This window comes from Hymenobacter sp. 5516J-16 (genome assembly GCF_022919335.1).
GTDB lineage: Bacteria > Bacteroidota > Bacteroidia > Cytophagales > Hymenobacteraceae > Hymenobacter > Hymenobacter sublimis.
The window spans coordinates 164187-182544 of record NZ_CP095058.1; the positions used below are offsets into that span (position 1 = coordinate 164187).

The 18358-nt window shown below is 59.6% G+C and carries 16 protein-coding genes and 1 pseudogene; 8 read left to right on the plus strand and 9 right to left on the minus strand.

All coding sequences use genetic code 11. The features are described 5' to 3' along the window. Position 1 precedes the first annotated feature (1 nt). From MUN84_RS00890 to alaS, 3 genes and pseudogenes are all read right to left on the minus strand, one after another. Entirely contained in the window at positions 2 to 739 is a 738-nt protein-coding gene (locus MUN84_RS00890) for an energy transducer TonB (RefSeq protein ID WP_244696238.1), read from the minus strand. A gap of 86 nt (positions 740 to 825) precedes the next feature. Next, on the minus strand, positions 826 to 1584 hold the full coding sequence (locus MUN84_RS00895) for an energy transducer TonB (RefSeq protein WP_244696239.1): 759 nt from the start codon (positions 1582 to 1584) through the stop codon (positions 826 to 828). Between the two features lie 140 nt (positions 1585 to 1724). Beyond that, positions 1725 to 4408, minus strand: a pseudogene (alaS, locus tag MUN84_RS00900) (alanine--tRNA ligase). Positions 4409 to 4632: 224 nt separating this feature from the next. Here alaS and MUN84_RS00905 point away from each other — a divergent pair. From MUN84_RS00905 to MUN84_RS00915, 3 genes are all read left to right on the plus strand, one after another. Continuing rightward, on the plus strand, positions 4633 to 4995 hold the full coding sequence (locus MUN84_RS00905) for a MerR family transcriptional regulator (RefSeq protein ID WP_244696240.1): 363 nt from the start codon (positions 4633 to 4635) through the stop codon (positions 4993 to 4995). A gap of 414 nt (positions 4996 to 5409) precedes the next feature. Further along, positions 5410 to 6552 (plus strand): DNA-processing protein DprA, encoded by a 1143-nt coding sequence (gene dprA / locus MUN84_RS00910; RefSeq protein WP_244696241.1) that lies wholly within the window; start codon positions 5410 to 5412, stop codon positions 6550 to 6552. A gap of 41 nt (positions 6553 to 6593) precedes the next feature. Next, positions 6594 to 7415 carry an aminotransferase class IV gene (locus MUN84_RS00915; RefSeq protein WP_244696242.1) on the plus strand — a complete coding sequence of 274 codons (822 nt, stop codon included), beginning with the start codon at positions 6594 to 6596 and terminating at the stop codon, positions 7413 to 7415. 10 nt (positions 7416 to 7425) lie between these two features. Here the strand turns inward: MUN84_RS00915 and MUN84_RS00920 are convergent, their stop codons facing one another. The 6 genes from MUN84_RS00920 to MUN84_RS00945 form a co-directional block, all read right to left on the minus strand. Further along, positions 7426 to 7644: a hypothetical protein gene (locus MUN84_RS00920; protein WP_244696243.1), complete on the minus strand. Its 219-nt coding sequence runs from the start codon at positions 7642 to 7644 to the stop codon at positions 7426 to 7428. Between the two features lie 90 nt (positions 7645 to 7734). Further along, a complete protein-coding gene (locus MUN84_RS00925) occupies positions 7735 to 7947 on the minus strand; it encodes a hypothetical protein (RefSeq protein ID WP_244696244.1) in 213 nt (70 codons plus the stop codon). A gap of 427 nt (positions 7948 to 8374) precedes the next feature. Next, on the minus strand, positions 8375 to 9169 hold the full coding sequence (locus tag MUN84_RS00930; RefSeq protein WP_244696245.1) for a thymidylate synthase: 795 nt from the start codon (positions 9167 to 9169) through the stop codon (positions 8375 to 8377). Between the two features lie 93 nt (positions 9170 to 9262). After that, a complete protein-coding gene (locus MUN84_RS00935; protein ID WP_244696246.1) occupies positions 9263 to 9631 on the minus strand; it encodes a hypothetical protein in 369 nt (122 codons plus the stop codon). Between the two features lie 86 nt (positions 9632 to 9717). After that, on the minus strand, positions 9718 to 10887 hold the full coding sequence (locus MUN84_RS00940; protein ID WP_244696247.1) for an alpha/beta hydrolase-fold protein: 1170 nt from the start codon (positions 10885 to 10887) through the stop codon (positions 9718 to 9720). Positions 10888 to 10968: 81 nt separating this feature from the next. Then, positions 10969 to 11172 (minus strand): hypothetical protein, encoded by a 204-nt coding sequence (locus MUN84_RS00945; protein WP_244696248.1) that lies wholly within the window; start codon positions 11170 to 11172, stop codon positions 10969 to 10971. 261 nt (positions 11173 to 11433) lie between these two features. Between MUN84_RS00945 and MUN84_RS00950 the strand changes: the two genes are divergently transcribed. From MUN84_RS00950 to MUN84_RS00970, 5 genes are all read left to right on the plus strand, one after another. After that, positions 11434 to 13734, plus strand: coding sequence for an efflux RND transporter permease subunit (locus MUN84_RS00950; protein WP_244696249.1), 2301 nt, complete (start codon positions 11434 to 11436; stop codon positions 13732 to 13734). 127 nt (positions 13735 to 13861) lie between these two features. Next, positions 13862 to 14449 carry a hypothetical protein gene (locus tag MUN84_RS00955; RefSeq protein ID WP_244696250.1) on the plus strand — a complete coding sequence of 196 codons (588 nt, stop codon included), beginning with the start codon at positions 13862 to 13864 and terminating at the stop codon, positions 14447 to 14449. 403 nt (positions 14450 to 14852) lie between these two features. After that, on the plus strand, positions 14853 to 15203 hold the full coding sequence (locus MUN84_RS00960; RefSeq protein WP_244696251.1) for a hypothetical protein: 351 nt from the start codon (positions 14853 to 14855) through the stop codon (positions 15201 to 15203). 58 nt (positions 15204 to 15261) lie between these two features. Continuing rightward, entirely contained in the window at positions 15262 to 16725 is a 1464-nt protein-coding gene (locus tag MUN84_RS00965) for an SWIM zinc finger domain-containing protein (protein WP_244696252.1), read from the plus strand. Further along, on the plus strand, positions 16725 to 18320 hold the full coding sequence (locus MUN84_RS00970; protein ID WP_244696253.1) for a DUF5691 domain-containing protein: 1596 nt from the start codon (positions 16725 to 16727) through the stop codon (positions 18318 to 18320). Before MUN84_RS00965 ends, MUN84_RS00970 begins: the two co-directional genes overlap by 1 nt. Positions 18321 to 18358: the final 38 nt, after the last annotated feature.

Here is an 18358-nt window from a genome sequence, read left to right on the forward strand (position 1 = left end):
ATTAATTTATGTTGAACGTGACAGGAACGGCACAGCGAACCGGTACGGGCAGGCCGGCTTTGCGGCCGGGCCCAAAGCGGGGCAAGCCCTTTACTACCCGAATGCTTTCCGCGCTTAAACTAGGAAATATCGAGTCCTTGACGTGTACATTACGCACTTGCCCGGTTTCGTCAATCACGAAGTATACCAGCACTTTTCCCTGCTTACGCCCGGACAGGGCATCAGCAGGATAGTGGAGGCGCTCCGCTATGTAGCGCAATATTCCCTCCTGCCCACCCGGGTACTGCGGCAGCGTGATTTCCACCTCCTGACATGTCCGGGAGGTACCAGCGACCGGCACGCACTCGGTGCTTCTGAGGGCGCCGGCAACGTACAGATGCCGGTGGCGGAGCTGCCCCGCTTCATTGTAATAGAGTTGGGGGCCGTGCAGGTGCTTTCCTCGCTTTTCTTCCTGCCACTGCAAGCGGCCGTTAGCCTGCCACTGGGTTGTGCGCACAAGAGTATCACCCTGCGATTGACGACTGGTTTGGACGACCTGGCGTAAGTCGCCGCCGGCGACGGTAAAGACACTATCGGTCCAGTTCACGGGGGCCGTTGCGTACCGATCCACGATGTAGGCCACGTCGTTATTGACGAAGATTTCTTGGAACGCGTAGTCGAGGTAGAAGGTCTTGGTAGGCTGCTGAGCGGCCACCGTTCCAGATAGTGTCAGTAGTGCCAGCGCAAAAAGGCACTTCATCCACATCGAGTATAACTGGCTGCCTACCGGGTACCCCCCTCGGGAAGCTCTGAACTTATAAAATGCTATTTTCACTATAATCCCCCTTAGCGAATGGCAAACGTGACGGGCAGCGTAAACCAGACATCAGCCAGCTCGCCGTCTAGGCGGCCTGGCGTCCAGCCGTGCAGGCTATTGACCACGCGCAAAGCTTCTGCGTCGAGGTCAGGGTGGAGACTTTTCCGCACATGGGCCAGTTGCACGCGCCCTTGCGTATCCACTTTAAACTCCACCTGCACTTTGCCTGCTACCCCTTGCCGAATAAGTGGCCGGGGGTAGTTCGTGCGATGCTGAATAGTAGTCAACAAAGCCATAAGTCCGCCAGGGTACTCTGGAAACACCAGCAACTCAGGAGCGGGCAGAGCGGCTCCATCGGGCGTCAAACTACTGGAGGTTAACTGCTTGCCCGACGTATACGTACTGCGTCGCTTTAAGCTCCCAGTCGGGTAATACGTAGTAAGCTCTCCGTTCAGCTCGTCGGCGGAATAGTGTTCATTAAGCTGCACCTGCCCATTCTCATACCAGCGGGTATGCTGGCCGTTCATGATACCTTTCTTCAGGTTGGCATACACGAACTGCTCGTATAGCTGGCCCGAGGGAAAATACTTTTTCACTACGGCGCCTGGTCCGGTTTCTGCACGCACGGTATCGGCGCGGAACTGTACGCCCGGGCCAAAGCCCAACGTACTTAGAAAGGGCTGCTGATGATAGAAGTCATTGAGGGTCTGGCCGGGCTGCTGGGCTTGAGCGGCGGTAGCAAGGGTTAACGCCAGTACGGTTGAGAGGCTGAAGGTAGAAAGACGCATGCGGCAGAGGTATAACAGAATACCTGTACTTATCAGATTATAATAAAAGCAGGAAAGCCGTTTTTAGTCGGATATTCTGTCTGAACAATATCAGCCCGAATATCCGACTAAAAACGGCTTTCCTGCAACCATCTGCTAGCTTACCCCAGCGCCTTAGTTACCAGCTCCTCGGCTTTACCAATAGCCGCCGCTAAGCCGGCCACGTTTTTGCCGCCGGCCGTGGCGAAAAAGGGCTGACCGCCACCCCCACCCTGAATTTCTTTGGCTAGCTCCCGCACCAGCATGCTGGCGTTGAGCTTACCCCTTTGGCCAGCTCGTCGTCGAGCATGACAGCTAGCTGGGGCTTGCCTTCTATTTCAGCGCCGAGCACGGCCACCAGGTTCGGCACCGACTGGCGCAGGTTGAAAGCCAGCGTCTTGAGGCCATCGGCGGAGGTAGCCTGCACCTGAGCGGCCAGGAAGCTGACGCCGTTGAGCGGTTTCACCTGGCCCACCAGCTGGTCTTTCTGCTGGTTGATGCTCTGCTGGGCAAACTGCTCGATTTGCTTGCGCAAGCCGGCAATTTCCTCGGTTTGCTTTTCGATGCTGGGGATGAGGTGCTGGGGGTTGCCCAGGGCCTCGCGCACCTGCGCCAGCAAGTCGAGCTGCTGGTTCACGAAGGCTTCGGCAGCCTCGGCCGTTACGGCCTCAATGCGGCGCACGCCAGCGCCCACGGCACTTTCCGAGGTGATTTTGAAGAAGCCGATGTCGCCGGTGGTGCGCACGTGGGTACCGCCGCAGAGCTCCACCGAGAAGTCCCGGTCGAAGGTGATGACGCGCACAAATTCCCCGTACTTTTCGCCGAACAAAGCGGTAGCGCCCAGGCTCTTGGCCTCGTCGATGGGCACGTTGCGGCGCTCATCCAACGGAATCTGCTGACGGATGCGGGCGTTGACCAGGGTTTCTACCTGGCGCAGCTGGTCGTCGGTTACTTTGGTAAAGTGCGAGAAGTCGAAGCGCAACAGCTTCTCGTTTACCAGGGAGCCTTTCTGAGCCACGTGCGCGCCCACTACTTCGCGCAACGCGGCTTGCAGCAAGTGGGTAGCTGTGTGGTTGCGCTGAATTTGGGCGCGGCGGGCATGGTCGTAGCGGGCCATGAACTCGGCGTCCAGGTCCTGGGGCAGGTCCAGCACGGTGTGCACGATGAGGTCGTTTTCCTTTTTCGTGTCCAGCACGCGCACCTTGCTCAGGGCCGACTCGAGGTAGCCGGTGTCACCGATCTGCCCACCCGACTCGGCGTAGAACGGGGTCTGATCCAGCACTACTTGGTACTCGGTTTTGCCTTTGCGGTCGGTGCGGCGGTAGCGCAGAATGCGGGCCGGAGCCTGCTCCTGGTCGTAGCCCACGAAAGCCGGCTGCTCTTCGGATTTCGTCACGATGGTCCAGTCGCTCTGCTCGGCCTCCTGGGCGTTGCGGGAGCGGTTTTTCTGGGCCTCCAGCTCTTTTTTGAAGCCCTCTTCATCCACCGTCAGACCCTTTTCGCGGGCAATGAGGGCGGTTAGATCCAGGGGAAAACCGAAGGTATCGGACAGCTCGAAGGCGGTTTTGCCATCAATGCGGTTGCCGCCGGCCCGGAAGCCCTCCTCCAGGGTTTCGAGGCGACGCAGGCCGTTTTCCAAGGTTTTGAGGAAGGCAATTTCTTCCTCCTCGATTACGCGCTGCACAAACTGTTGCTGCTGCTTAAGCTCGGGGAAGATGCCCGCCATCTGCTCGGCCAGCACGGGCACCAGCTTGTAGAGGAAGGGCTGCTTTTGGTTTAGCGACGAGAAGGCGTAACGGACAGCCCGGCGCAGGATGCGGCGGATTACGTAGCCGGCCTTCACGTTCGAGGGCAGCTGACCGTCGGCAATGGTGAAGCTGATGGTACGGATATGGTCGGCAATGACGCGGATGGCAATGTCCGTTTTCTCGTTTTCCGTGGCCGGCTGGTCGTTCACGGTGGCCGGGGCGGTGCCGTGGTACTGCAGGCCTACCTCCTGGGCAATGAACTGAATCAGAGGCTGAAACACGTCGGTGTCGTAGTTCGACTTCACGCCCGACACGGCCATCATTAGGCGCTCGAAGCCCATGCCGGTATCCACGTGCTGGGCGGGCAGCTTCACCAGGCTTTTGTCGGCCAGGCGCTGAAATTCCATGAACACGTTGTTCCACACCTCCACTACCTGCGGATGGTCGGCGTTAACTAGCTCCCGGCCCGATTTGGCGGCTACTTCGGCCTCGTCGCGCAGGTCGATGTGGATTTCGGTGCAGGGGCCGCAGGGGCCCGTGTCGCCCATCTCCCAGAAGTTGTCCTTCTTATTGCCGGGCAAAATCCGGTCGTCGGTGGTGTACTGGCGCCACAGCTCCTGGGTCTCGGTGTCGGCGCCCAGGCCGTCGCCCTGGTCACCCTCGAAATACGTCACGTAAAGGCGGTCTTCGGGCAGCTTGTATACCTGCGTGAGCAGTTCCCAGGCCCAGGCAATGGCGTCTTTCTTGAAGTAGTCCCCGAACGACCAGTTGCCCAGCATCTCGAACATGGTGTGGTGGTAGGTGTCGTAGCCTACCTCTTCCAGGTCGTTGTGCTTGCCCGACACGCGCAGGCACTTTTGGGTGTCGGCAATGCGCTTAAAGGGCGCGGGCTTGTTGCCCAGGAAGTAATCCTTGAACGGGGCCATGCCCGAGTTGATGAACAGCAGCGTGGGGTCGTCCTTCACCACAATGGGCGCCGAGGGCACGATGTGGTGGCCTTTGGAAGCAAAAAAATCCAGAAACTGCTGGCGGACGTGGCTGGCGGTGGGGAGTGACATAAGGCAGATAGTACGCCAACGGCGCGTTGGCACTCGTAAGGTTCGTTGAAATTGGCAGCGGCCGGTATTTTGGCTACTTTTCGGCTTCGAATGACAAGCCGGAGCGGGCAAAGTTAGCCCTCTTTACAGAAGTGAGAAACCCGAAATGAAAGCTGAGCTTTCCAGCACCGTTTTTCCGCTCCTTTTCTCACCCTCCTCGTCCTCACCGCTGAGTTCCCCTTCCCATGCCATACAAAGAGCGCGACATCGAAAAGCAGTACTTCACCATCGGGGAAGTAGCGGCCCAGTTCAACGTAGCCCCCTCGCTGATTCGTTTCTGGGAAACCGAGTTTGAGGAGTTGCGCCCGCGCAAAAGCAAGAAGGGCAACCGCCTCTACACACCCCAGGACATCGATATTTTCCGCACCATTTATCACCTGGTCAAGGAGCGCGGCTACACCATTCCCGGCGCCCGCGACATGCTCAAGCAGAAGGGCCCCCAACTCAAGGAAAAAATTGACGTGATTCAGAGCTTGGAGAAAATCCGCAAGTTCATGGTGACGATGAAAAAAGAGCTAGACGCCATTGGCAAGGCGCAGCAGGGGTAGGATATACAGAACATATTAATTAACAATAGTTGCTCCCGAAGAATAATTACGCAATGTTTCATATTCTGCTTCTTGACACTGATTATAGTGGCATCATTACCGCAATTGCCTTGGCGCCATGTATTGTGCTCATTGCTATACAAATAGCTTTTACATTGCTTTATAAAAAAACGGAGGATGTACTACTATTCTTTATTTTATTTCTAGTCACTGCTAGTTTAAGCACACTCTATTCAGTCTTACTTACAGAGGATAAGGATTCACCTTTACGCCCATTAGGCATATGTGCAATTGGGGTAACAGTAATATTATTCGGCGTAAATACTGTAGCTCTAATCAAGAAAATAAAAAACTTAATTAATCGACGTAAAGGCGTTAAATAACCAGCTATTATTTAACTATTCTACTTGCATCATGTCTGCTATTACTACCCTCGACGATACCCTCCTCCACGAAGTCGCCCTCACGCTTTTTCCCAACATTGGGCCGCAGCTGACGCGGCAGCTGATGAGCTACGGGGGCTCGGCCCGGAACGTGCTGCACCTGCCGCCGGGCAAGCTGCGCAAGATTCCGGGGGTAGGCCCGGCCACCGTGGCCATCCTGACCGGGGCCGGGCGCACGGCCGCCCTAAACCAGGCCGAAGCTACCCTGCGCAAAGCCGAGCAAGAGGGAGTGCAGCTGCTGTTCTACACCAGCAAGCAGTTTCCGAGCCGCCTAAAGCACCTACCCGACGCACCTACCCTGCTCTACTACCAGGGTACCGCGGACCTCAATCAACCCAAAACCGTGGCCATAGTGGGCACCCGCAAGGCCACCGACTACGGCCGGGAGCAGACGGAGCGGCTGGTTAAGGGCCTCGTTTCGCACAGGCCCTTGGTAGTAAGCGGACTGGCGTACGGCATCGACATTGCAGCTCACCGCGCGGCCCTGCAGGAAGGCCTAGAAACGGTAGGCGTGATGGCGACGGGCCTGGATAAGCTCTACCCGCCGGCTCACCGCAAAACGGCCGAGAAAATGCTTACCCAGGGCGGGCTACTCACGGAGTTTCCCTTCGGCACCCCACCCGACAAGTATAACTTCCCCGCGAGAAACCGAATCATTGCCGGCCTCGCCGATGGCACCGTAGTAGTGGAGGCTGCCCGCAAAGGCGGCGCCCTGATAACCGCCGAGCTGGCCCAGAGCTACGACCGAGACGTGCTGGCCGTACCGGGCCCCCTGGGCTCAGCCGCCTCCGAAGGCTGCCATGAGCTGATTAAAGCCAACAAAGCCGCGCTTTATTCCGAGCCGGAAGACCTGGAGCAACTGCTCAACTGGGATGCGGCCTTGCACCTGCAGGGCAAGTTTAAAGGCCCCGCTACCTACAACGCTAACGATTTTACTCCCGCCGAGTTTGGAGTGTTGACCGTGCTACAAGCGGCACCTAATGGCGAAGAACACCTCGACACTCTGGCCTGGAAAGCGCAATTTCCGGTGCACCAGGTGGCCTCTTTACTGCTGGGGCTGGAGTTCAGAAGCGTTGTAAAGGCCTTACCTGGCAAGCGCTTTGCCCTTCTGTAACAGTCAGCAACTAAGCCCTACCCCTTACTTCTGCCTCTTACATGCTGCTATATAATGGTCAGCTCGTTACGGAATCCGATGTGGCACTGTCGCTACCCAATCGGGGGCTGTACTATAATGACGGGTTCTTTGAGACGATGGTACGAGACCAGGCGGGCATCCGCTACCTGCCTCACCACCTTGCGCGTATGCAGCGGGCCGCGCAAGCACTGGGCCTCGCGCTACCACCCGAATTGCAGCCTGACCACCTCGCCGTGACCCTCGGGCAGTTGGTGGCAGCCAACGCCGAGCATGCAACGGCCGGGCCGCAGCGTATCCGGCTGCAGGTATGGCGGGCCGGGGCAGGACTCTATACCCCTACCACCACCGCCTGCCAGTGGCTGGCTACTACCCAGGATTTCGCCCCGCAGGATGCGCCCGTAGACCAAGCCGGTTTTTCCGCCCGCATTTTCTCCTCGTACTCCCCTTTTTCCTTCTGCAAGGGGCCCAACGCCCTAACCTACGTGCAAGCCGCCCGCGAGCGGGACCAGCGGGGCTTGGGCGAGTTAGTGTTACGTTCCGCCGATGGCTACGTGGCCGAAACCGTAGCGGCGGGTATTGGTTGGATCAAAGAAGGCACGGTCTATACGCCCACCGAAGCTACGGGCGCCGTGGCCGGTACTCGCCTGGCTTACTTGCGCACCGTGGCGCACCGCTTGGGAGTTGTGTGGCAGACCGGCCGCTTTCTGCCCGCCGAGGTGCTGGCGGCGGAGGCAGTGTTTACAGCTAACGTGGCCGGAATCCGGCTGATTCGGCGGTTGGAGACAGTGTCGTTTGGGGCGGCGGAGCATCCGTTGCTTCAGCGCTTACGCGCAGCAGAGTAGCCAGAAGCTCCTACCCCCGGCTGCCAGGCAGTTGGCAGCGCATCTGCAGCCAGCTTTCTTCGTACTCCAGTAAGTCGGCTTCCGTAATATCATTTTGAGCCAGTACCTCGGCCCGGTCGCGGTGGCTGGCATCCAGGGAGTACAAGGCTATCCAGGCCCGCTGACGGCGGGTTAACGTAGTGGCACACGTAGGTATAGCAGCAGGATAGAGTAAACTAGTGGTAGTCATACTTCAGCCTACGACGCTGCCCTACAAGTTGGATTTTATCGGGGAGCTATAAATTCACTACCGCTTGTCTGTCAACCGACTATATTCTGACTAGAGCAACTGCCGCAGGGTCGCCCGTCGCCGCAGGCGCAGCCAACTATCGACGAACTCCGCCAAATCGGCTTCCGTGACGCTGTTCTGTTGGAGGACCGCGGTCCGGTCATGGCGGCCAGCTTCCAGAGAGTATAAAGCTATCCACGCCCGCTGCTGGCGGGTTAGGGTTGAAGTGGCTGGTAGGATAAGCGGGGTAGAAGTTGAGGTCATGCCGCAACATACGGTAAGGCTTATGTAGCTGGATTTTTTTAGTTCCTTTTTGGCTTATTTTTATCAAGATATTTCACATTCTCCGTTATAGCTTACTCATAATCAATTATATCCAATTATTATTATCTGCAAGCTAAGGCGCATTACTTGATTATTAAGCTTACCTCTAGTGGTGCTGGGCAGGTGTGCGGCTACCATGCATAGCACGTATTGCATATCATGCGCTGCAGCCTATTTTCCTTGTTGGTACAGTTCCCACACGCCAGCAGAGCGAGGCCTCATACGCAGCCAGCCCCGTAGCACTAGGTAAGGCGACAGGACATATAAGAACAGGTGTTTCAATATCGTTCCGATCAATCGGAACAGACTACCCCCTATTAATCCGGCGCAGATGTCGGCCAAAAAATTGTCTATTGTGCGGATAGCACTATACCGCAACCGGGGCCTTGATGGCGGGCCAGGGGTTGTAGTTTTCCAGCTGGAAGTCCTCAAACTGGAAGCCGAAGATGTCCTGCACGGCGGGGTTCAGGTGCATTTGAGGCAGGGGGCGCGGTTCGCGGGTTAACTGCAGGCGGGCCTGCTCCAAGTGGTTGCTGTAGAGGTGGGTGTCGCCGCCGGTCCAGATGAACTCGCCGGGCTCCAGGCCTACTACCTGCGCCATCATGAGGGTAAGCAGGGCGTAGGAAGCAATATTGAAGGGTACGCCCAGAAACACATCGGCGGAGCGTTGGTAGAGCTGGCAGCTGAGGCGGTTATCAGCCACGTAGAATTGCACCAGGGCGTGGCAGGGCTGCAGCTTCATCTGGGGCAAATCGGCCACGTTCCAGGCGGATAGCACGATGCGGCGCGAGTCGGGCGTTTGGCGCAGCTGGCGCACGATGTCGCTGATCTGGTCGATGGTTTGGCCGTCGGGGCCGGTCCAGGCGCGCCACTGCTTGCCGTATACGGGGCCTAGCTCCCCGTTCTCATCGGCCCACTCATCCCAAATACTGACGCCGTGCTCCTTGAGGTAGGCAATATTCGTGTCGCCGCGCAGAAACCAGAGCAGCTCGTAGATGATGCTTTTCAGATGCACTTTTTTGGTGGTGACCAGCGGAAAGCCTTCCTGCAAATTAAAGCGCATCTGGTAGCCAAACACGGAGAGCGTACCGGTGCCAGTGCGGTCGGTTTTGCGGGTGCCGTGGTCGAGGATGTGTTGGAGCAGGGTGTGGTACTGGCGCATAGGTAGAAAAGCGAGGCAACGTGACTCGTCAAAAGTACAGAAACCCGCCTTGCACCCTGCATCCACCGGACGAATTTCGGTGGCCGCGGGCGGCTAGCGAGCCGTAATACTGGTTAGCTCCAAGTAGAAATACTGTTGCCCACCAAACTGCGGGTTGGCCGGCCCCGTGTAGGCGCGGTACTGGCCGCTGAACGTTACCAGCTGGCCTACCTGCCGCAACTCAGCCGGCAAGGCACACACGATGCCATCATATACTGAGTCAATGGAGCCCGGCACAAAGTAGCTCACTACGTACGCCTGAAGTACCGAATCAAACACAACACGCCCCTTCCATTTATCGGCCCGCATCAGCACATCAGACTTTGCCTTACAAGCGGCCTGGGCCGTTTCGTCCTCCTTTTTGCAGCTGCCTCCACCCAGGCATATTGTTCCGGCAAGTAGGTAAGGTAGGATCTGTTTCATGTGGTCTAAGTGGCTGAGGTATATTCTAAAACTGTAGAAGATGTACCCGCTGAAAAGGTTGCATCAGGTGGGGCCGCCCTCTTACCTCACTTCGTTGGGCTACCCATGAGTTGGACCAATAATGCCTGCAAAGCAGTTAGGCCATCGGAACCATAGAGAAAACCGTGGCCGCCCGTGGAGCGCGACTCAAAATGCCACTGCGGCGCTTGCGCGCTGTGCTGTTGATAAATAGCCGCTACCTCTTGATAGGGGAAGACATCATCATCTTCGGCATTTAGAGAATACAGCGGCGGACCGCTAGCCAGCGTTTGGAAGCGTAGAGGCCCTAGGCTGCTCACGGGCATAGCTGATAAGGCGTAAAAACCAGCAAAGCCCCGGGGCTGCTGGCAAGCGTACCAGAAAGCCGCTGTTCCACCGTTCGACATTCCGCCCAGATAGATACGCCGGGCATTCACGTGGTAGCGCGCCTGCACCTCAGCCACCATTTGGCGCACCGCCGCCAGCGCCACCTTGTGCTCCACCCATCCAAACGACTTACGTCCATACGGGTAGAGCACGAGGGCCCGCTGTTCCTCGGCCGCCCGGAAGATTGGTTCCTGAGCTACTCCTGGGTCATTGATGCGAAACTGCGTGGCACTGGCTACGCCGCCGTGCAAGTAAACCAACAGAGGCGCCGGCGTGGTGGGGTCGTAACTCTGCGGCACGTATACCAGGTAGGGGGCCCGTACGGTGTCAGCCGACACCGTGTAGCGGGCAAAACCGGGGACAGCGGACCCGTACTGCTTCCGGCGGGCGGGGGATGGCAGGGCGTTTTGTTGGGCACTAGTTAGCCACTGCTGAGCCGCCTGTTGAGCTGCTTTTTCACGCCGTTGGGAATGGGCCTGCATCTGCGCCAGAAAATAGTGCCACTGCGGCGCATCATATAGGCTGCGCAAGCCAGCCTCCTGGGCAATATTACGGACGTCTTGAGCGGTAACGGACAGTTCGGCAAAACGAGGAATTCGAAGCAGCCACTGCAAGGCTTGGGTGCGGTAAGCCGGGCAGTTGGCCGCCGCTATGGTGCCGGCAAATACATCAAACGGACCAGCCTTCGTACTGTCAGCGAAGGCGACCTGAAATTCCCGCACGGCCCCGCAGTAGTCTTGTTGGCCCATTTTGGCAGATGCCCGCTGCAGCTGCTGGTCGTAGTTCTGGGCCTGACCTTTAACGGCCCAAAGTCCGCAGCACAGGCCTACTAGGATGCTTATTCGACGCATAGAGAGATAGTAGTAGCATAAATAGAGGGCCACAAAAAAGCCGCTTGAATAAAGTGGCTTTTTGGCGGAGGAGCTTACTTCTTACAGCGACTTCACGGCTGGTGCAGCAGCCGGAGCGGGCGTTACCGAAGCAGTTTTGGCGCCTTTCTTCATGCAGCAGGATGAGCCGGCGGCGGTGGCTTTGGCGCAGGTTTCTTTCTTGCCTTTCTTACCGTCTTTGCCCTCATGAGCGGAAGCGGTACCAACGAAAGCAAACAGGGCCAGGGCGAGCAGGGCGTTTTTCATGTCAGGGGAAGATGATGAGTGGAGAAACAAAAGCGGGAAAATAGCGGTTGGCTTCACACATCTGCCAGACGGGCTACGGCCGCTTCTAAAGTACACAAATAAGTACATACAGCAGCTCGAATCAACACCTTTCCCGCAGCCGGCCTTAGTTTCGGGTTGCCTTACCGGAACTACCCCGCGTAGCTACTTTACCTTTCGCCGCCCATACGGCGCAGTGGCGGAGCCCGGCCCCGGCCGGTTTTCACTGTTGCGCTACCCCTTATGCCGCTTCGCAAACTCGCTCATCTTACCCTGCTGGCCCTCGGACTGCTTACGGCGTTGGCCGTGTTTTTCGCGGCTCAGCTGCGCTTCAATTATAATTTCAACGACTTCTACCCCGCCGGCGACCCGGACCTGGACTACTACCTGCAGTACTCCGACCGCTTCGGCAACGACAACGACTACGTGCTGCTGGGCCTGGAAGCACCGGCCGGCCAGACCGTATTCGAGCCCCGTTTTCTGGTGAAAGTCGATTCCTTGACGCGCTTTATTCAGGGCCGCCGCCACGTTACGCAGGTGTCCTCGCCCACCAACGCCGTGAACCCGGTGGTGGAAGGACTGGGCGTGTTCAACGTGCCCTACCTCCACCCCCAGGACCCCAGTCGCCGCGCCCAGGACTCCGTGCTGGTGTACCGCACGCCGGGCCTAGTGGGCAACCTGATTTCCCGGGATGCGCGGGCCGCTACCATTCTCTTCCAAACTTCACCCAACCTGAGCAAGCCCCCCGGCGACTCCCTGCTGGCGGCTGTGCGTGCGGAGCTGCAGCGCCAGGGCTTCGCGGAAAACGAGTACCACCTGGCCGGCAAAATGGTGGCGCAGTCGGTGTTCGTGGACCGGCTGCAGGTGGAGCTGATGGTGTTTATGAGCCTCTCGGTGGTGCTCGTGACGGGGCTCTTGTGGCTCACGTTTCGGACTTGGTGGGGCGTGGTGCTGCCCCTGGTGGTGGTGCTGGGCGCCATTGTGTGGGGCCTGGGGCTGATGTCGGCCTGCGGGATAAGCATTGACCTAATGACGGCCCTGCTGCCGGTAATGCTGTTTGTGGTGGGCATGTCCGATACCATTCACATCATCACGCGCTACGTTACGGAGCTAGGCTACGGGGCCAGCAAGAAGGATTCCTTACGCATTGCCCTGAAGGAATCGGGCTTCGGCTCAGGACTCTCGGCCCTGACGACCAGCATCGGCTTCTTTACCCTGATGACCAGCACCATCCGGCCGATTTATAACTTCGGGCTGTTTACGGGCATTGCCGTGCTGCTCACCTTTGCCCTGAGCTTTACTTTGCTCCCGGCCATGCTGGTGCTCCTGGGCAAGCCCCAGCTGCGGGTGCCCCGCCAAGACGGCCACAGCTGGGACGGGGTGCTGGGCCGCCTGTTCCGAGTGGTGCTGGCCCGGCGGCACTGGGTGGTAGCTATTAGTGGGCTGGTGCTGGTGCTATCGGTAGCTTCGGCCTCGCGCATCCGCATCAATTCCGCCCTGCTCGATGATTTGTCGAAAAACGACCCGGTGAAGCTAGATTTCCGCTTTTTCGAGCGGCAGTTTGCTGGCGTGCGGCCCTTTGAGCTGGACTTGAAGCCTGCCCCGGGTCGCACGATCTACGACCTGGACGTGCTGCGCCAGACCGAAAAGATTGAGGGCTACCTGCAAACAACCTACGGGCTGAACTTCGTGGCCTCGCCGGTTACCATCATCAAATCGGTGCGCAAGGCCCTGAACGGCGGGTTGCTGGAAGAATACCGCCTCCCCGATTCCGAGGCTGAACTGCAGCGCCTGACGCGCAAGGTAAAGCTGTTTCGCAAGAAGCCGGAGTTCCGGGCCCTGGCCCTGCCCGATGGCTCCGAGGGCCGCCTCACCGGCCGCATGCCCGACGTGGGCAGCATCCGGGCCGACGCGCTGAATGCCGATTTGCGCCGCTACCTCCGCGCTTCCGTGGACAGCACCGTGCTGCAGACGCGCCTGACCGGCTCAGCCAACCTCATCGACAAAAACAACTCTACCCTCACCCTGAACATGATTACGGGCATGAGCATCGACATTGTGATGGTCACGCTCATTGTTCTACTCCTGTTTCGCTCCCTGCGCATGACCCTGGTGGTGCTGGTGCCCAACCTGGTACCTATTCTGATTGTGGCGGGCGTGATGGGCGCGGCCGGCGTGAGCATGAAGGTGAGCACCAGCATCATCTTCACCATTGCTTTCGGTATTGCCGTCGATGATACCATCCACTTTATCAGCAAGCTTAAGCTGGTGCTGCTGGAGGAGGCCAGCTTGTTTAAGGCCGTGCGCAAAACCTACCTGATGGCCGGCAAAGCCGTTATCGTCACCTCCCTAATTCTGGTGGGCGGTTTCTCAACGCTAATCTTTTCCTCCTTCGACGGTACGTTTTACGTGGGCCTGCTCATTGGCTTGACCCTGCTGTTTGGGGTAGTAGCCGAGCTGACCTTGCTGCCCATCCTGATTCTGGCTTTCTACCGGCACCGGCCCAAAGAAATCCGTCAGCCGGTGCCGGCGCTGGGTGGCTGAAGCCCTTAAAAGCCGCTGCTAGCACCGGGCGTTACCGCTGGGCAGTTCAGCTGGCCCACTCGTGCTAGCCGAGGCGAAAAGCGCTTTGGGGCAAACTACGGGACCACCTTCCCCGTTACTTTGCCCTATGATGAAACGCCTCCTCCCCTTGTTGTTTGCCTTTTCCTGCGCTGGCGCCCTGGCCCAAACGCCCCCAGCTACTTCCGCCCCGGCCAACGACCCGCTACCCCGCCTCATTCAGGAGCGCGAAACACTGGTGCGCCAGTACGAGGAGGCTAACGCTCAGCGCAACAGCCTGTTTGGCAACAAGCGCAGCAAAAAGGACCTGGAGGAAGTGGCCGAGGCCCTGAAAGGCATTATCCGCAAAGACACGGAAATTGTGCGGGCCGTGCAGGCCGCGACCCTGCGCCGTACTGCCGCCGTAGTGGCTGAAAACCAGCAGGCCCGCCAGCAGATTACCGTGGCCCAAACAGACCAGAGCAGCACCCGCCAGCGCTTTTACGATCTAGAAAACCAGATTCAGAACCTACAGCTCCGCGACAAACAGCGCGAAAAAAAGCTCCTGGATCTGCAAGCCACCGCCGACGACGCTACCCAGGCCCGCACCACCCGCGAACTGCTGGCCGCCGGGCTGGCCGTGCTCTGCGCCGGCTTGCTTTGGTATGTACTGCGGCTGCGCAGCCGCCTAGCTACCCCGGTGCGCCGGCGCAAGTAAGATAGAGCAGCAGAGCTACCCCGTTAGTCGACCTGCCAAACTAAGGCCGCTCACCAGCAAAACCTTCCCGTTGCAGCGGCGAGGCTTACCCTCAAAGAACCAAAGAACTGCGCGTGAAATGCTTTGCCTCCGGCTCTGCCGGACGGGCTTTTAGCTCTAACTCCGCGGCAAAACGGCGGTTATTCAATCAACTTAGAGTGACAGGATACTTTTTCGCTGCCCTGCTAAGGAAAACCATCGTTTCGTTATGACTTGCTAGTGCTGGGGAAGCGTGGCCTTTCAGCAGGGCTCCTGGAAAACATTTCCCGACTTACGGCTCTACAGTAGCTATAACTCAGGGCTTTTTTCTTTGCAGAAACCTGCGCTTTTTTGATTCCGTTGTGCCCCTTCCTGCTGTAACTGCATGCTTATTTCCGCGGCCTACTATCTATCCTACGCGGAGGCGGTGGAGCTGTACCACCAGCTACGAGCAGCAGAGGTTCAGGCCCTGGTTAAAACCTGCGGGCCGCCTACCTTTCCTTTTGGTGACGGGATGTACTACCAACTGCTGATTGAAGAGGTTGACGCGGAGAGGGCCCAAGAAGCAGTGGAGGCGTTTGAGTTGCAGCGCACTACCACCACAGGCCCTCGGTGCCCCATGTGCGCCACGCGCAACCCGCTTCCCGTTCCGGGCCTGCCGTGGTGGAAACGCCTTTTCTACGCCGGTACTACCTTGCACAAATGCCCCCACTGCGGCGCGGAATTTCCCCTCTGACCTGCTACTTTGCCACGGTATCCTGCCCGCTACCCCGCCGGCCTAACCCTGCGAAGAATTGACCTCCTGGACCGAAGCACAGGCCCGCGCCCTCATCACCGACCCCGGCACCCTCAAGCGGGGCCAGGAGCTAGCCGCCCCCGCCAAGTGGAGCAACCTGGGCCAGACCGACACCGCCGCCTGGGGCGAGTGCAAGGGCAGCGGCAGCACGCCCTACCAAACCGGCATCGACTTACGGGAGCCTGCTTTTAAGTGCTCGTGCCCCAGCCGGGTGTTTCCTTGCAAGCACGGCGCGGGCCTGCTGTTACTGCTGGCCCGCCAGCCTCAACTGCTGAGCAGCCCTACCCCGCCGCCCTGGCTACAGGAATGGCTAGCCAAGCGTCAGCAAACGGCCGGCAAACAACCAGCCCAGCGCACCATCCAGCAGGACGCCCACCTCTCTGGCTTACCGGCACCGGTTGAAAACAACGATTCTGGGGCGGCCTCCGAGGCGGAACTGGCCCGGCAGAAACGGGAAGCCCAGCGCCTAGTCCGCATGCAGCGCGGGGCCGAGGAGTTGGAAATCTGGCTGCTGGACCTGATTCGGGCGGGGTTGGCGGCGACGGAAAGCCAGTCCCCGAGCTTCTGGGAAAACCAGGCCGCCCGCCTCGTCGATAATCAACTGCCGGGGCTGGCCGCTAATATTCGGGAGCTGGCGGCCCTGCGCCACCAGGGCACCGACTGGCCCGAGCGCATGCTGGCCCGCCTCGGCGAGTTGTACTTGCTGGTGCGCACGGTGCCGCGGCTGGAGCAGCTGCCTGCTGCTACCCGCCAGGAAATACTGCAGCAGTTGGGCGTTTCCGTCAAGAAAGAAGAGGTGGTGGCCACCCAGCCGGGGGTAGCAGACACGTGGTGGGCACTCAGCCAAACCACCACGGAAGAAGACCGCCTGACGGTGCGCCGCAGCTGGCTGCAAGGGCAGGAAACGGGTCGTTTTGCGCTGGTCGTGGAGTTTTCCTTCGGGGGCCAGGCCTTCACTACGCCCCTGATGCCGGCTGGGTGCTACACCGGTAGCCTTTCGTTTTACCCGGGGCTGTTGCCGCTCCGAGCCGTGCCGGGCGAGCTAACCTTTACCGGTACTTACTCGCTAGCCCCGCTGGGTAGCACAGGCCCCGCCCAACTGCTCAACGACTACGCTACGGCTCTGGCCCAGCAGCCCTGGCTGCGGGAGCTGCCGGTGCTGCTCGCCGGGGGCGTGCCGCATCAGACGGCTAGCGGAGACTGGGTGCTGCACTTCCCAACTCATGGCTGCGTAACCGCCGACGCCTCTACTACCTTACCCGGTAACCCTGCTACCCCAATCGAGCATCAGCCGGACCGTGAGGTGGCGCTTCCGCTGCGCTGCGACGAGTTGACCGGCTGGGAGTTGCGGGCCCTCAGCGGCGGGTACCCGCTCACGGTGTTCGGCGAGTGGACCGGCGCGGCACTGCGCCCGCTTGCCTCCTGGCCGGCACCTTCGCCCGTTTCCAATCCCGCCTGCTAATGTCAGAGACGCCAACCACTACCCCCGCGCCCGCGCTACAACCGGTCACCGACTGGCAGCGAATTCTGCGCGTGGCCCTGCTCGGTAGCCGCCAGGCACCTGATGCGCTGCCGGATGCGGGCCTCAACCTCCCAGAGTCAGACACTCACCCTGATTACCGCGAAAAGCAGGTTTTGCTAATCGCCGGCACTTTATCCTTGATCCGCAAAGCCGGCTTCCGGCCCGCGCCCGCGCCGGCCTTCGCTTCTGACATTCCCGTAGTCGCCCTCCCGGATACGGCGCCGCCCTTGGGCCCGGCTGGCGCCCAGCTGCTTGCGCAACTACTGGAAGGCACGCACGCCGCCCTGCTGCGCGGTTTCCTGGAAGACCTGCCCCGCCACGGCCGCCGGGTGCCCCACCAATTGCTGGTGTCGCTGCTGGAGTATACCCGCTCACGGCCCGACTTGCACGCGGCAACGGCCGCCGTGCTGGGCCAACGGGGCGTGTGGCTGGCCGCTCAGAACCCAGCTTGGCAGCCTATTGTAGCGGGTAGTCGGGCGGTTGAGGAAGCGGTTTGGGAAACCGGTACGATCCGGGAGCGGGTGAATTTCCTTACCCACCTTCGCGGCACCAACCCGGCTCAGGCCCGCGAATTGCTGGCCGCCACCCTACCCCAGGAGCCGGCTAAAAACCAAACGGCGCTGCTGGAAGCCCTCGGCACGGGGCTTAGCCCAGCGGACGAAGCCCTGCTGGAACCGTACCTAACGTCGAAAAGCAAGGAAGTCCGGCAGGCCGCCCGGTTGCTCCTGGCCCGCGCGCCGGGTAGCCAGTTGGTGGAGCGGCTGTGGCAGCGCGTCGAGCCCCTGCTGCAGCTCAAGCGGGGCCTGCTCAGCAAGAAGCTACTGCTGGAACTGCCCGCCCAAGCCTGGGACAAAACCTGGCTGACCGATGGCGTTGAGCAGCGCGACACCCGGTTTTCCGGCGACAAGGCGGCCCTGCTCGGCCAGATGGTGGCTCTACTTCCGCCCCACCGGTGGTCAGGGCACTGGAATATCGCACCAACCAAGCTCCTCGACTTGGCCGCGGGTACTGAATGGGCGGCTCTATTGCTCAGCGCCTGGGCCGAAGCCGCTATTCTTCATCACGATGCAGGCTGGGCCGTTGCCCTGTTGGAATGGTTTTTTGAGCAGCCCCGCAAGCTGACAATCACCCTACCCGCCGCTGGGTTGGTTAAGCTTCTCTCAGCAACTCAGCTAACGGATTTGGTGCTGCCCCTGCTTAATGCTACCCCTCATCTTACCCCGGATGTTCGCTGGCTGCCCCTGTTACTGCTGGTGCCCGCGCCCTGGCCCGAGCGCCTGACGCGCCGAGTGGTAGAACTGCTGCGTGACGCCCTAAGCCAGCCAGAACAACTCCACCGGATTCACTACGCCGCCAGCCAGCTGCTGGAGCATATGACCCTGGTGGTGCCTGCCGCGCAGCACGACCTCTGCGCCCAGCCCCTGCAGCCCCTGCTGCAAAACGTGCCCTACCTCCACAACAGCCTCGCCCGCCTGCTCAACGCCCTGCACTTTCGCCAGCAGTTAGAAGCCGCCCTGAACGAGCCGCCCGGTTAAGAGCGCATCACTTCTGCCGAATTCCCTACCCCTTCTTC